This is a genomic window from Vibrio lamellibrachiae, from assembly GCF_050337265.1.
GTDB classification, from domain to species: domain Bacteria; phylum Pseudomonadota; class Gammaproteobacteria; order Enterobacterales; family Vibrionaceae; genus Vibrio; species Vibrio kyushuensis.
The window spans coordinates 40186-55541 of the sequence record NZ_JAKJSU010000018.1 but is presented as its reverse complement, the minus strand read 5'-3'; the positions used below and the strand labels follow the sequence as shown (position 1 = coordinate 55541).

The 15356-nt window shown below is 43.7% G+C and carries 13 protein-coding genes; 12 read left to right on the top strand and 1 reads right to left on the bottom strand.

The genetic code is table 11. The annotated features are described in order from the left end of the window. Positions 1–56 precede the first annotated feature (56 nt). Together L4C54_RS22750 and trmL are read left to right on the top strand one after the other, a co-directional pair. Positions 57–674: a superoxide dismutase gene (locus tag L4C54_RS22750; RefSeq protein ID WP_428809903.1), complete on the top strand. Its 618-nt coding sequence runs from the start codon at positions 57–59 to the stop codon at positions 672–674. A gap of 92 nt (positions 675–766) precedes the next feature. Next, positions 767–1246 (top strand): tRNA (uridine(34)/cytosine(34)/5-carboxymethylaminomethyluridine(34)-2'-O)-methyltransferase TrmL, encoded by a 480-nt coding sequence (gene trmL / locus L4C54_RS22745; protein ID WP_428803911.1) that lies wholly within the window; start codon positions 767–769, stop codon positions 1244–1246. Positions 1247–1343: 97 nt separating this feature from the next. Here the strand turns inward: trmL and L4C54_RS22740 are convergent, their stop codons facing one another. Further along, a complete protein-coding gene (locus L4C54_RS22740) occupies positions 1344–1859 on the bottom strand; it encodes an FxsA family protein (RefSeq protein WP_428803912.1) in 516 nt (171 codons plus the stop codon). A gap of 339 nt (positions 1860–2198) precedes the next feature. Between L4C54_RS22740 and aspA the strand changes: the two genes are divergently transcribed. From aspA to L4C54_RS22690, 10 genes are all read left to right on the top strand, one after another. Beyond that, positions 2199–3650 carry an aspartate ammonia-lyase gene (gene aspA, locus L4C54_RS22735; RefSeq protein ID WP_428803913.1) on the top strand — a complete coding sequence of 484 codons (1452 nt, stop codon included), beginning with the start codon at positions 2199–2201 and terminating at the stop codon, positions 3648–3650. 132 nt (positions 3651–3782) lie between these two features. Beyond that, positions 3783–5090, top strand: a complete 1308-nt coding sequence (locus L4C54_RS22730) for an anaerobic C4-dicarboxylate transporter (protein WP_428809902.1) — start codon at positions 3783–3785, stop codon at positions 5088–5090. A 494-nt stretch (positions 5091–5584) separates the two neighbouring features. Next, positions 5585–7033 (top strand): YfcC family protein, encoded by a 1449-nt coding sequence (locus L4C54_RS22725; RefSeq protein ID WP_428803915.1) that lies wholly within the window; start codon positions 5585–5587, stop codon positions 7031–7033. Between the two features lie 691 nt (positions 7034–7724). Continuing rightward, complete coding sequence (gene arcA / locus L4C54_RS22720) at positions 7725–8945, top strand: arginine deiminase (protein ID WP_428803916.1); 1221 nt, start codon at positions 7725–7727, stop codon at positions 8943–8945. 59 nt (positions 8946–9004) lie between these two features. Beyond that, positions 9005–9919 carry a carbamate kinase gene (gene arcC, locus L4C54_RS22715; protein ID WP_428809901.1) on the top strand — a complete coding sequence of 305 codons (915 nt, stop codon included), beginning with the start codon at positions 9005–9007 and terminating at the stop codon, positions 9917–9919. Positions 9920–10060: 141 nt separating this feature from the next. Beyond that, entirely contained in the window at positions 10061–11071 is a 1011-nt protein-coding gene (gene argF / locus L4C54_RS22710; protein ID WP_428809900.1) for an ornithine carbamoyltransferase, read from the top strand. 106 nt (positions 11072–11177) lie between these two features. Then, positions 11178–12107: an aspartate carbamoyltransferase gene (pyrB, locus tag L4C54_RS22705; protein WP_428809899.1), complete on the top strand. Its 930-nt coding sequence runs from the start codon at positions 11178–11180 to the stop codon at positions 12105–12107. A 15-nt stretch (positions 12108–12122) separates the two neighbouring features. After that, positions 12123–12587 carry an aspartate carbamoyltransferase regulatory subunit gene (pyrI, locus tag L4C54_RS22700; RefSeq protein ID WP_428803920.1) on the top strand — a complete coding sequence of 155 codons (465 nt, stop codon included), beginning with the start codon at positions 12123–12125 and terminating at the stop codon, positions 12585–12587. A 304-nt stretch (positions 12588–12891) separates the two neighbouring features. Beyond that, positions 12892–13380 (top strand): arginine repressor, encoded by a 489-nt coding sequence (locus tag L4C54_RS22695; protein WP_428803921.1) that lies wholly within the window; start codon positions 12892–12894, stop codon positions 13378–13380. Positions 13381–13512: 132 nt separating this feature from the next. Continuing rightward, positions 13513–15336 carry a protein-disulfide reductase DsbD gene (locus L4C54_RS22690; RefSeq protein WP_428809898.1) on the top strand — a complete coding sequence of 608 codons (1824 nt, stop codon included), beginning with the start codon at positions 13513–13515 and terminating at the stop codon, positions 15334–15336. Positions 15337–15356: the final 20 nt, after the last annotated feature.

The following is a 15356-nucleotide window of genomic DNA, read 5'->3' as shown; positions in this document are numbered from 1 at the left end:
AGTTGTAAATGATTATCATTAGCAATAAAGTAATCCTTCTATTAAGGAGGATTACTATGTCTCACACATTCCCAGAGTTACCTTATGCTTACGATGCCCTAGAGCCTTATATTGATGCTCAAACCATGGAAATCCATTACAGCAGACATCATCGAACCTATTACGATAAATTCATCACAGCAGTAAAAGGAACATCACTAGAGCAAGCGACACTGACGGATATTTTTGATTCGGTATCTCAACACTCTCCTGCGGTGAGAAATAACGGCGGCGGCTACTTTAATCATATTCTGTATTGGCACTGCATGACACCCAACCCTCAAGGGGAGCCCACGGGCGCATTGGCTCAAGCCATCATCTCAACCTTTGGTACATTTGACGCCTTCCAAGAGCAATTTACTCAAGCAGCGATCAACACCTTCGGTTCAGGTTTTGTTTGGTTAATCGTTCAAGACGAACAACTAAAAATCACTTCAACAAGCAATCAAGACAACCCACTTATGGATGTCGTTTCTGAACGGGGTGAGCCGATTCTGGCTCTCGATGTATGGGAGCACGCCTATTACATCAGCTATCGAAATAAACGGCCTGAGTATATTCAAGCGTGGTGGAATGTGGTCAATTGGGATGCAGTAAGTGAAAATTACGCAGTCGCGAGAACGATAAATTCCTAGCCGCACTTCACTGAGAATCATTATCTTGCTTGGCGGCTACCATAAGCCGCCTTATACTCTAGTCCCAAACTTTTAACACAGACACTTTCCGTATGTTTGATATTGCTCTCTATGAACCTGAAATAGCCCCGAACACTGGGAACATCATTCGACTTTGCGCTAATTGTGGAGCGAACCTACATCTTATCGAGCCACTCGGCTTTGATCTGGAAGAGAAGAAAGTACGTCGCGCTGGTTTGGATTATCACGATTTAGCCCGCGTAAAACGTCACAAAGATTTCGCTGCGTTTATGGAATATTTGGAAAATGAACGTGAAGGACAGTTCCGAATTTTCGCCTGCACCACTAAAACAACAGGTCATCACGTCGATGCTAAATATACCCAAGGTGACGTACTGCTGTTTGGTCCTGAAACGCGTGGGCTTCCAGCGGATCTGATTGAAAGCTTACCAATGGATCAGCGTATTCGAATTCCAATGATGCCAGACGCGAGAAGCCTTAATCTGTCGAATGCCGTCGCTATCATTGCTTTTGAAGCATGGCGTCAGATGGGTTTTGATGGTGCAGTGTAAATATTGCCTTTATGGCACTGACTGTTTCGCCATAAACTAGATAACAAAAAAGCAGCTCCTTAGCTGCTTTTTTTCACTCTCAGAAACTGAAATAGTTCTAATTCAGCTTGTTTCTGTCTTGGTCGTCTTTCTTTTCGTATTCACCCTCAAAGGTGCTGCCGTTCGAATCAGAATTAAACGGGTCACGATGAAAAGGGTCCTGTTCAAATGGGCTCTGCCCAAATGGCTGACCACCAAAGCCAGCCCCACCGACAGACTTAACCACCATTTTACTCATAAGGTATTTCGCTATCGCAGCTCTCGGAGCAGGAAGTAGAACTAACATACCAAAGGCGTCGGTCATAAAGCCCGGAGTCAGTAGTAAAACCCCAGAAACCGCCAGCATGACACCTTCAAAAATTTGTTGTGCAGGCATTTCACCTTGATTTAGGCGACCCTGTACAGACCTTAACGTCTGCAAACCTTGGCTACGAACCAATGAAGCGCCGACAAAAGCCGTCAGTAAAACTAAGCCGATTGTTGGCCATAGGCCAAAGAAATCACCCACTTGGATAAATAGAGCAATCTCTATGATCGGTACAAAAATAAATAGTAATAGTAAGATAGGAAACACACGCCCTCCTTTGTTGAATCCAGTGTACGCGCAAACGCTCTCTTAGCTCAAATGAATCATGTAAAAATCTGTATGTTCAACAAAAAACGTACACTAAGCAGTATCCATTTTTAGATAACTATTACTAATGGATCACCAATACATTTCCTCTTGTGAAGTATCGTTCATATTTTCATAAAAAGGTGATCCAGTTACTATTTTTATGTGCCTAGTTCAGTATCATGTGCTTCAGATGTTAGGAAAGATTTCCTAGCCCACAATTCTGAAGAAGGGATTCTTAAATGCAGAGTTGGGGAATATTTTATTAATTACCAATAATAATTCTCTAAGGATCCCGTTATGGCTACCCCGTCTAATGCTACAACTACAGCTCAACAAGCCACTCGAATCGAAGAAGATCTTTTAGGTCAACGTCATGTCCCTGCTGATGCGTATTACGGCATCCATACTTTACGCGCGATTGAAAATTTCAACATCTCTAACTCAACCATCTCTGACGTACCTGAATTCGTTCGCGGCATGGTGATGACTAAAAAAGCAGCCGCTCTAGCAAATAAAGAGCTCGGCGTGCTACCAAAAGATGTCGCAAACCATATTATTCAAGCGTGTGATTTGATCCTTGATACAGGTAAGTGCATGGATCAGTTCCCATCGGATGTATTCCAAGGTGGTGCTGGAACGTCAGTTAACATGAACACCAACGAAGTAATTGCTAACGTTGCATTAGAGTTAATGGGTAAAGAGAAAGGTCAATACGAGTTCGTTAATCCAAATGATCACGTCAATAAGAGCCAATCAACTAACTGTGCTTACCCAACGGGCTTCCGTATTTCTGTATTTAATAGCGTTCGTAAACTCATTGACGCAATTGAGTACCTAAAGGGTTCTTTCGATCTCAAGAGCAAAGAGTACGAAAACACATTAAAGATGGGTCGAACTCAGCTTCAAGATGCTGTACCTATGACGGTTGGACAAGAGTTCCATGCTTGGTCAGTCACTCTAAATGAAGAGATTCGTGCACTACAGTTCACCTCTAAGTTACTGCTTGAAGTAAACCTTGGTGCAACGGCAATCGGTACCGGTCTAAACGCTGTTGATGGTTACCAAGAAGCGGCAGTTAGACACTTGGCAGAAGTAACTGGACACGAATGTGTTCAAGCAGAAGATCTAATTGAAGCAACATCAGACTGTGGCGCTTACGTAATGGCACACGGCGCACTTAAGCGTCTAGCAGTGAAACTGTCTAAGATCTGTAATGACCTACGTCTACTCTCTTCTGGTCCCCGTACTGGTCTTAACGAGCTAAACCTTCCTGAACTGCAAGCTGGCTCTTCAATCATGCCTGCTAAAGTAAACCCAGTTGTTCCTGAAGTAGTAAACCAAGTGTGCTTTAAGGTTCTAGGTAACGACAACACCATCTCTTTCGCAGCAGAAGGCGGTCAGCTTCAACTTAACGTGATGGAGCCTGTAATTGCTCAAAGCATGTTTGAGTCTTTAGATATTCTGACTAACGCGTGTGTCAACCTACGTGATAAATGTGTGGATGGTATCACCGTCAACAAAGAAGTCTGTGAAGGCTACGTGTTTAACTCTATTGGCATCGTCACTTACTTAAATCCATACATTGGCCACCACGAAGGTGACATTGTCGGTAAGATTTGTGCAGAAACAGGTAAGAGTGTCCGTGAAGTCGTACTAGAGCGAGGCTTATTAACCGAAGAAGAGCTTGATGACATTTTCTCGGTTGAAAACCTAATGAGACCTCAGTATAAAGGCAAGCGTTACGAGTAATTGCTAAAACAGGCTCCCAACTGGGGGCCTTTTTTGGGCTTATTGACAATAAATCAAAATAACAAATACGTATAAGCTACTCATAATAAACATTTATCTTATTTAATTTAACAATATAAAAGAGGTGATCACATGATCGCAGTTGAACTATTTGTGGTTCTGTTCTTTATTTTTATCGGAGCACGAATCGGTGGAATCGGTATTGGTTTCGCAGGTGGTGCCGGTGTTATCGCACTATCACTGATCCTTGGTGTACCAACCAGCCAATCGTTTATTCCCGTCGATGTTATTCTTATTATCATGTCTGTTATTACCGCCATTGCTGCAATGCAGGTTGCGGGCGGCATGGACTGGCTAGTGCAGATTGCTGAAAATTTTCTGCGAAAACACCCTGAGCGAATCACTTTTTACGCACCTATTGTTACCTTCTTTATGACGCTAATGGCGGGTACTGGCCATACAGCCTTCTCAACTCTTCCTGTTATTGCAGAAGTTGCAAAAGGCCAAGGCGTTCGCCCATCTCGCCCTCTTTCTATCGCCGTTGTTGCTTCACAAATTGCCATTACCGCATCTCCTATTTCAGCTGCGGTAGTCGCTTTTGCTGCTATGCTGGCTCCTTTTGGCGTTGATTACTTAACGCTACTTGCGATATGTATTCCAACCACTTTCCTTGCTTGTATGGCGGGTGCCTTTGTTGCCAACTTTATGGGCTGTGAGCTAAAAGATGATCCTGTTTATCAAGAGCGTCTTGCAAAAGGGCTTATCAAACAAGAGAACAACCAACAACGTGAAATTTTACCAACAGCAAAACGCGCTACCTATATTTTCCTTGCTGCGATTGGTTTCGTTGTTTGTTACGCGGCTGCTATTTCAGGTTCAGTCGGTCTAATTGAGAACCCAACGCTAGGTCGTAATGAAGCAATCATGACCTTCATGCTAGCGGCCGCTGCTGCTATTGTTCTGTTCACAAAAATTGATGCGTCTAAAATCCCAGCTGCGGCAACTTTCCGCTCGGGTATGACAGCGTGTGTTTGTGTACTGGGCGTAGCATGGCTAGGTTCAACGTTTGTTAACGCACACGTAGATAGCATCAAAGACGTGGCTGGTGCGCTGCTTTCTGATTACCCATGGATGTTGGCATTGGTATTGTTCTTTGCGTCTATGCTTCTATATTCTCAAGGTGCAACAACAGTTGCTCTAATGCCAGCAGCGCTTGCTATTGGTGTTGCTCCGCTAACGGCTGTTGCTTCATTTGCTGCGGTTAGTGCACTGTTTGTTCTTCCAACCTACCCGACTCTACTGGCGGCGGTTGAGATGGACGATACAGGCTCAACTCGAATTGGTAAGTATGTGTTTAACCACGCATTCTTTATTCCAGGTGTTACCACCATCGCGACAGCTGTCGCGTTAGGTTTCACTTTTGGTAGCCTATTCATCTAATTAACCGCGTCTAAACAAAGGGAGCTTCGGCTCCCTTTGTTATTTATACTCTATAATTTTATTGACCCTAATCAAAATAGCCTTCGAAAATTGCATTCCTCTCCAAAAATAAAGTTTGAATAAAATTCCACACTTACTATTTGTTATAAGAAAAACCCATCAACAGCCGTGTTCACTTGATTAAACGGTCGAATATTAATTCAAGTTTAATAACAGAATACCCCTCCTGATTTTTAGACTAAAAAGCACCTACTTTTTAGTGGTTAATTTTTGTGAACGAACACAAGGTTAACTCTTTGAGTCACGCTTAGAATAATTGCAGCTAGATTACCTAAACACCTAATAACAGTGGATTACAACCACTGAAATAATTTAACTATAAATATATATTTATCAATTTAGTCCATGCGATTTATTTTAATTTCGCCAATAACATAATTAATTAGTCGCTTATTCACATCTATTTAACTATTAATAGATGTAAGGAGATAGCTATGACAACTGAAACTCTACCAACAGAAAAAAAGAAGGGTGGCTTCTTTGCCAACTTTAAATTCCCCTCTGCCTACACCATTTTATTTATTCTTATTGCATTAGTTGCCCTACTTACTTGGATTGTCCCAGCTGGGCAATACGATCGCGCAATGAACGATGACCTCGGCCGAGAAGTTCCAGTTACTGGCACCTATCAAAAAGTCGACGGTAACCCTCAAGGTGTCATTGATGTATTACTGGCACCAATTGATGGCTTCTACGATCACGAAAGCTACGAAGCAGCCGCCATTGATGTCTCGCTATTCATCCTTATTATTGGTGGCTTTCTAGGGCTAGTAACAAAAACTGGTGCTATAGATGCTGGGATAGAGCGAGTAACCGCACGCTTAGAAGGGCGTGAAGAGTTAATGATCCCCATACTCATGGCGCTGTTCGCTGCAGGCGGCACGGTTTATGGTATGGCGGAAGAGTCCTTACCTTTCTACACCCTACTAGTCCCTGTCATGATGGCGGCTCGATTTGACCCCCTCACTGCAGCGGCAACCGTACTACTGGGTGCAGGTATCGGTGTTCTTGGCTCTACCATTAACCCGTTTGCTACCGTGATTGCAGCTAACGCCTCTGGTATACCATTCACTGACGGCATCATGCTACGTATCGCAATGCTTGTCATCGGTTGGGTCATCTGCGTTGCCTATGTCATGCGCTATGCTCGCATGGTGAAAGCAGACCCTAGTAAATCGATTGTTTATGACAAGTACGAAGAGAACAAAGCTCACTTCTTGGGTAATGCAAACGGTGAAAAACTGGAGTTCACCGCAACACGTAAAGCAATATTGGCTATTTTTGGCGGCTCATTCGGGGTCATGATCTACGGCGTATCTGTTGCTGGTTGGTGGATGGCAGAGATCTCTGCGATGTTCTTAGCTGCGACTATCATCGTTGGAATTGTGGCTCGAATGAGTGAAGAGGAGTTTACTAATAGCTTTATTGATGGTGCTCGCGACCTATTAGGCGTTGCACTGATCATTGGTATTGCTCGTGGTATCGTCGTCGTCATGGACCGCGGAATGATCACCGATACTATTTTGTTTTCTGCGGAACAAATGGTGACGGGGCTATCTTCGGTAGTCTTCATTAACGTAATGTTTTTCCTTGAAATTCTACTATCGTTCTTGGTTCCTTCAACGTCTGGTCTTGCAGTATTAACTATGCCAATTATGGCTCCATTGGCTGATTTTGCGGGAGTCGGGCGAGATCTGGTTATCACCGCTTATCAATCAGCTTCAGGGCTTGTTAACCTTATTACACCAACCTCCGCTGTGGTAATGGGTGGTCTAGCGATTGCGAGAGTGCCTTACGTACGATGGGTTAAATGGGTCATGCCACTGATTGGAATCTTAACCGTGTTCTGTATTATCACGCTAAGCATTGGTGCGCTTATCTAGCGCCTAACCATTAGCATACAATCTGCAAAAACAGATTCAATAAAGCCACTGTCTCTCAGTGGCTTTTTTATTAGCTAGAGCTTCTAGGTGATTCTAACCATCACGAGTAGCTGAGTCTTTAATCAAATAAATAGGCACTATTCATCGTTATTTATATTTAGCGCCAACTCAATATGATTAGATTAATTTATAAGAGCATGACTATTTCTAATGGAACACTTTCCCTATCTAAAACAGCCTCAGTAATAAAATGTGATCCTAACGATTTTATTAGGAAAAAGTTTTGTTAACAACCGTCGAAATCACTCTTCATTTATAACTATCTAAATAAAAAAAATGCATATTTTAATAATGTACATACTCACATTAAGCATCATGTATTGAATACAATCCCCCAAACCTATCCTCATCTTTAGAGTGATTAGGTAAATAGTGCATAATATTCCTTAACCAACGGCTAGTTAGGAGGAGATAACCGAGTGGATAACTGAATAGATATTGTTAAACCCTCGTATTTAAAGGGTTCCGTGATAAAAAACAATTTGTGATTGACCTCTAAGAAAGCCAGCCAAACCTGAGTAATATGAATTACAGAACAAAAGAATAATATTAAATATTCTCTACTTTCCTCCTACAAAATAAATATTGTTTTTTGAATAAAACAATTTCAATTAATAAGAGAGATACGATCATGAGTAAGTTCTATGTAGGTTCTGAAATAGGTCAATTACGTCGCGTTTTAATTCATCGCCCAAGACGAGCACTGACTCACTTAACACCATCAAATTGCCACGATTTGCTGTTTGATGATGTTCTTGCTGTTGAACGTGCTGGTGAAGAGCATGATGCATTTGCTCAAACCTTGAAAGACCAAGGTGTTGAAGTACTGCTGTTGACTCACCTACTTGCTGATACATTGGCAGTACCTGAAGCAAAAGACTGGTTGCTTAATACACAAATATCGAACTATCGTTATGGCCCGACGTTTGCCAATGATGTGCGTTGTTACCTTGGTGATATCCCTAATCTTGAACTGGCTAAAATCTTAACTGGTGGTTTGTCGTTTGCTGAGTTACCAATGAAGTCCTCTTCAATGCTGCAATCTATGCACAAACCGACCGACTTCATCATCGATCCGCTACCTAATCATTTATTTACTCGTGATACCTCATGCTGGGTCTATGGTGGTGTGTCCATCAACCCGATGGCGAAAATGGCTCGTCAACGTGAAACGAATCATTTGCGTGCAATTTATCGCTGGCATCCAACGTTTGCTGGTGAAGATTTCATTAAGTACTACGGAGACGAAGAACGTGCCTACGACCGCTCAACTATAGAGGGTGGTGATGTACTGGTCATCGGCAAAGGTGCTGTTCTTATTGGTATGTCTGAGCGTACGACTGCTCAAGGTGTTGAGCAGCTTGCATCAAGCCTATTCAAACACGGTCAAGCGAAGCAAGTCATTGCACTTGAGCTGCCACAAGATCGCTCTTGTATGCACTTAGATACCGTCATGACGCACATGCGTGAAGATACGTTCTCTATCTATCCAAACGTTATTCCAGATGATGTGAACTGCTGGAGTTTGACTGGGGATGAATCCGGCACGGTCAAAGCAACACAGCAAGAATCTTACATGCGCACTATCGCTAAAGCCCTGCATGTCGACAAACTCAATCTTATTACTACGGGTGGTAATAGCTTTGAGGCAGAACGTGAACAGTGGAACGATGCCAACAACGTATTGACGGTGAAACCAGGTGTGGTTATCGGCTATGAGCGTAACACCTACACCAATGAAAAATACGATAAAGCAGGCATTACTGTTCTGCCAATTCCAGGGGATGAGCTTGGCCGAGGCCGTGGTGGTGCTCGCTGCATGAGTTGCCCAATTGAGCGTGACGGTATCTAACCGCCAAAGCGATAACGGTCGAGGTGCCTATCTCGACCACAATTAAAGAGAAAATCATTATGACTAGAAAAACAGTTGTTGTCGCACTGGGTGGGAATGCACTTCTAAAACGTGGCGAGCCACTAGAAGTTGACGTTCAACGCCACAATATTGAAACAGCAGTTAAAACCATTTCAGAGATCGCTAAAGAGTATGACGTGGTATTGGTTCACGGCAATGGCCCACAAGTTGGTCTACTTGCACTGCAAGGTTTGGAATACAAGAAAGTGAGCCCTTACCCGCTCGATGTTCTTGGCAGTGAAACTCAGGGCATGATTGGTTACATGCTCATGCAAGAGTTCAAAAACTATCTGCCTGAGCGCAACATCTCTTGCATGCTGACTCAGATGATGGTTGATCCCAACGATCCTGCGTTTGCCGATCCAACCAAGCCAATTGGCCCTATTTACGAAGAGAAAGAAGCCCGAGAAATGGCTGAAAAATACCACTGGACAATCAAGCCAGACGGAAAGCACTTCCGCCGTGTTGTCCCAAGTCCTCAGCCGACTGGTATTGTCGAACATCAAGCTATCACTAAACTTATCGACGAAGGTCACCTTGTTATCTGTACCGGTGGCGGTGGCATTCCAGTGAAAAAAGAGAACGGCAAGTTAGTTGGTGTTGAAGCGGTTATCGACAAAGACATGTCAGCGGCATTTTTAGCAAAACAGCTTGATGCTGACGCGCTACTTATTCTCACTGATGCCGATGCCGTTTACCTAGATTGGGGCAAACCAACTCAGCACCCACTACGCAGCACAACGCCAAGTGCGCTAGCAAAATACAAGTTTGATGCGGGCTCCATGGGACCAAAAATCGAAGCTTCATGTGAGTTTATTAAGCACGGTGGAAAAGTCGTGGGCATTGGCGCACTCGAAGATGGTCTACACATTCTTCAAGGTACAGCGGGCACAAACATTGTCCGAGAGCACTAATCTCTAACTCAATATCTGTTGAAAATAGAGTCATTACCTACTGATTCTATTAATAAATAACAAAATGACTAATAACTAAAAACAGAGCGCTCTTTGCTCTTCCCTACAACGCAAGAGCGCCTAATACAGAAGGAATAGACCATGGCTTTTAATCTACGTAACCGTAATTTCCTAAAATTGTTAGATTTTACTCCTCGTGAAATCCAACACCTATTAGAGCTATCAGCAGAGCTGAAAAAAGCAAAATACAACGGCTACGAACAACCGCGTCTAACCGGAAAGAACGTCGCTTTAATCTTTGAGAAAAGCTCGACTCGTACTCGTTGTGCTTTCGAAGTTGCCGCTTATGACCAAGGCGCACGCGTATCTTACTTAGGCCCATCAGGCTCTCAAATTGGCCATAAAGAATCAATGAAAGACACCGCTCGTGTTCTTGGCCGTATGTACGATGGCATCGAATATCGCGGCTTTGGACAAGAGATTGTTGAAGACCTAGGGGCTTACGCAGGTGTCCCTGTATGGAATGGGCTAACAGATGAGTTCCACCCAACGCAAATCTTGGCTGATTTCCTTACCATGATGGAGCACGGCCGTGGTAAGCAGCTACATGAAATGAAATTCGCTTATCTTGGTGATGCTCGCAACAACATGGGTAACTCACTGATGGTTGGCGCGGCAAAAATGGGCATGGACATTCGCCTTGTGGCACCAAAGCAGTTCTGGCCAGAAGAGCAGTTATTAGCAACATGCCAAGAAATTGCACTTACAACGGGCGCCAAAATCACGCTAACTGAAGATGTCCAAGAGGGCGTACAAGGCTGTGATTACCTCTACACTGATGTTTGGGTATCGATGGGTGAAGCGAAAGAGGCGTGGGCAGAACGCATCAACTTAATGCTCCCTTACCAAGTGAATATGGCGATGCTAAAAGCGACTGGCAATCCACATGTGAAATTCATGCACTGTCTACCTGCCTTCCACGGCGAAGATACTACGGTAGGTAAGCAACTAGCCGAAGAGTACCCAATGCTCAAAGAGGGTGTTGAAGTCACTGATGAAGTGATCGAATCCGACCACTCAATTGTCTTTGACGAAGCAGAGAACCGTATGCACACCATCAAAGCGGTCATGGTCGCCACCTTGGGTGATTAATCAATAGAAAATGCCTCCTTTAAGGGGGCGTTTTTTTGTCTGCAATTTATAGGTAGCTATCCACCTTGATACACAGGGTTAATATATAAAATAAGGAGCTTTTTCTATGGCACATTCACTGTTTAATAAACACATCATATCGATTCCGGAGCTGACCCGAAGTGAGTTAGAACTCATCGTCAATACCGCAACAAAGCTCAAAGCAGAGCCAAACCCAGAGTTGTTAAAAAATAAGGTGGTTGCGAGCTGTTTCTTTGAGCCTTCGACACGAACTCGACTTTCATTTGAGACTGCGGTTCAACGTCTAGGTGGGACAATCATTGGCTTTGATAACGGTGGCAATACATCACTGGCAAAAAAAGGCGAGACACTGGCGGATTCAGTTCAAGTGATCTCATCGTATGTAGACGCCTTTGTAATGCGTCACCCACAAGAAGGAGCCGCTCGTTTAGCGTCAGAATTTTCCAACGGTGTCCCTATTGTTAATGGTGGTGATGGCGCCAATCAGCACCCAACCCAAACGCTACTCGATCTGTTCTCCATTCAAGAGACTCAAGGCTCGCTTGATAACCTTAATGTCGCCTTTGTTGGTGATCTGAAATATGGCCGCACCGTACACTCACTGACTCAGGCGCTATCTAAATTCAACAATGTGCGCTTCTTCTTTATCGCGCCAGATATTTTAGCGATGCCTGATTACATTTGTGAGGAGCTTGATGATGCCGGGATCACTTACAGTACCCACAGCAGTATTGAGGAAGTTGTGCCTGAGCTTGATATTCTGTACATGACCCGTGTACAAAAAGAGCGCTTCGATGAGTCTGAATACGCTCATATGAAATCCTTGTATATCTTAACCAAGGAAGCGTTAACCGAAGCTCGAAGCAATATGCGAGTGTTACACCCGCTTCCAAGAGTGGATGAGATCACCACTGATGTTGATAAAACCCCACATGCCTACTATTTCGAGCAAGCTGAGAATGGTGTTTACGCTCGTGAAGCCCTATTAGCCCTCGTACTCAATGACAACCTATAAGCAGGAGATACCATCATGGTGAAGCAAACCCAACTTCAAGTTGAAGCCATTCGTAGCGGCAGCGTTATCGATCATATTCCTGCGCACGTTGGAATAAAAATCCTCAAGCTTTTCAAAATGCATAAAACCGACCACCGTATTACTATCGGTCTGAATCTACCCTCTTCAGCCTTAGGGGCTAAAGATTTGATTAAAATAGAGGATCTCTTTTTAACCAAGGAGCAAGCCAATCAACTCGCACTTTATGCACCCAATGCAACGGTTAATCAGATTGAAGAGTACAACGTGGTGAATAAGTTAACACTCGCACTGCCTGAGCAGATAAACGGTGTGTTTGAGTGCCCGAACAGCAACTGTATTTCTCATGGTGAACCGGTAGAAAGTTGTTTTAATGTGCAGCTAAAACACGAGAAAGTTCAGCTAAAATGTCACTATTGTGAAAAAGTATTCTCTCGCGGAATAATGAGAGAAGCGCGCTAGCGCCCATACCTATTAATCAAGCATATAAACAGATGAACCATCACCGGATAATTATTCACTCAAGTGGATAATTATCCCACCAGATAGAATTAAACGCCAAAATTACAACGAATTACTAGTTGTTTGTTTTGGTGATCGCCTTCAAATAGCCTATTTAAATTCAGTGCTACACTCCAAATGCAAAATATAATAACAACTCAACTTAAAGAGTGGACAGTAAAAGAACTGATACTTTAAGGATTTAGAAGTATCCATGATGCTAAGGACCAGCAACATCCAGAACGTCAAATACAAGGAGTTGACCTTGAACGACACCTTAGAACACGGATCCTTATTTTCCGCAGAAGACAAAACCCTGACTGCGGCTTGTAAACGCTTACTGCAACAGCAAAGTTTCGCAACGCAAAACGATCTGCGATTAAAGCTTGTTGAGATTGGTTTTGAGGGGATCAGCCAATCGACCGTTTCACGCTTATTATCCAATTTGGGCGTGGTAAAAGTTCAAAATGCTTGTGGAAAAAAGGTCTACTGCATTACCGTTGAAAATGCTCCAGTGCGTGTCGAATCCTCTATTGCTTCACAGATTGAATTTATCACTCATAATCAAGCGACAGTCGTGGTAAAAACGCACCCGGGTAGTGCTCAGCTGGTTGCTAGGCTGGTCGACATTGACCCACATACCGAAATACTCGGTACGGTTGGCGGAAATGATACTGTTTTGATCATCCCTAAAAGCGTAGAGAATATTGACGCTTGCGAGGCTGTAGTAAAGGCGCGCCTCGGCGTTAGGTGATTTATCTAATACATAAGCACTTACAATCAGGCTTGTTCTTCAAGCCTGTTTTATTTTGGATGAAACTTATTCCCTTCTAAACCTGTCTGATTAAGTTAAGATACCCAATCCACTAATAGAAAGACGACTCATATGCGTTTATTTTCTCTTGTATTAGCTTTTTGTTTATCGCTCACGGCGCTTCCCGCCAATGCTTTGTTTTCAACAAACTCAGAGCTTTCAAATAGCTCGGACTCGCTGTTTTCACAATCTGACAGCAATACCTTTGTCCCTGTGGACGAAGCGTTTCCGTTTAATTTCTATCAACAAGGCAATATTCTTTCTCTAGATTGGCAAGTAAAGGATGACTATTACCTTTATCAAAGCCGTATCTCATTTAGTGGTGAAAACGTTACGCTAGGCGAGATTGACATGCGCCAAGGTCAGCCTTATGAAGATGAGTTCTTTGGCAAGGTAAACATTTATACCGAGCCTTTATTAGTCGATATCCCTTTAAGTGATTACCAAGACAACGCGCGCGTCATCGTTCAATATCAAGGCTGCGCTAAAGCAGGGTTTTGCTACCCGCCAGAAACACGCGTCATCGATATTTCCAACTTCGAGTTTTCAGGCAGCACTCCCATCGTCAATGCCTCAAAACAAGTGACGGCAGAAAACTCTCAACCTCAATCGAATATTCAAACCTCACAAGACAGCAGTCTGGCTGATAACTTAGCTGAAAATTGGTGGACACCCCTGCTATTTCTCGCGTTAGGTGTCGGCCTAGCATTCACGCCTTGCGTGCTACCGATGTACCCAATTTTAACCAGTATCGTATTGGGCAGTGGCAAGCTAAGTCATCGCCGAGCACTTGGGCTTTCGTTTATTTATGTTCAAGGGATGGCGCTGACCTATACCTTGCTTGGTTTAGTGGTAGCCTCTGCGGGCATGCAATTTCAAGCCGCTATGCAGCATCCGTACGTATTAATAGGGCTAAGTACTCTGTTCATCGCGCTGGCAGCTTCCATGTTTGGCTTATATAGCCTACAACTCCCAAGCGGAATGCAAACTTGGCTTAATAACTTAAGTAACCAGCAGAAAGGCGGCAGCACTCTTGGTGTTTTCTCAATGGGCGCAATTTCTGGTCTAGTTTGTTCCCCGTGCACCACCGCACCGCTATCTGGCGCACTACTTTATGTGGCGCAAAGTGGTGACTTACTCACTGGTGGTGTAGCTCTGTATGCATTAGCCATGGGGATGGGCATTCCGTTGATGCTCGCAGCAGTGTTCGGTAATAAACTGCTACCAAAAGCAGGCGCATGGATGGATGTGGTCAAAACTTTGTTCGGCTTCGTTCTGCTTGCCGCGCCAATCTTCTTACTGGAGCGAATTCTGCCAACACTATGGACGACGATACTATGGTCACTGCTTGGTTTAGTGGCATTTAGTTGGCTTTATCACCTAAAAAACAGATTGCCATTCGGCGGATGGAAGCAGAGCGTGATTGGGATTATTGCCGTACTTGGTCTTTTTGCTTCAGCTCAACCTGCACTCAACTATTACTTCAACCCAAGTTCTAGTATCAGCGAGACTAAGGTAGAGTTTATTCAGGTCAGTAGCGTGGCAGAGCTTGAAGAACAGTTAGCGATTGCCAAGCAAAATAACAAGCCAGCGATGCTCGATTTCTATGCGGACTGGTGTGTAGCGTGTAAAGAGTTTGAGAAGTACACCTTCCACCAACCTGATGTTGAAGCGCAGCTCAAAAACTTTGTCTTGCTACAAGCCGATGTAACTCGTAATCAACTTAACGACATCGCTCTGCTGCAACACCTGAATGTGCTCGGCCTACCGACTATTGAATTCTGGGATGCCTCAGGCGAACAAGTGAATGCCGCACGCTTAACCGGATTTATGGAAGCGAAGCCATTCTTGGAGCATATCAATGCTCTACTTAATCAGCCTGCAATTCAGAAATAGCGATTCAAAAATAACGACTC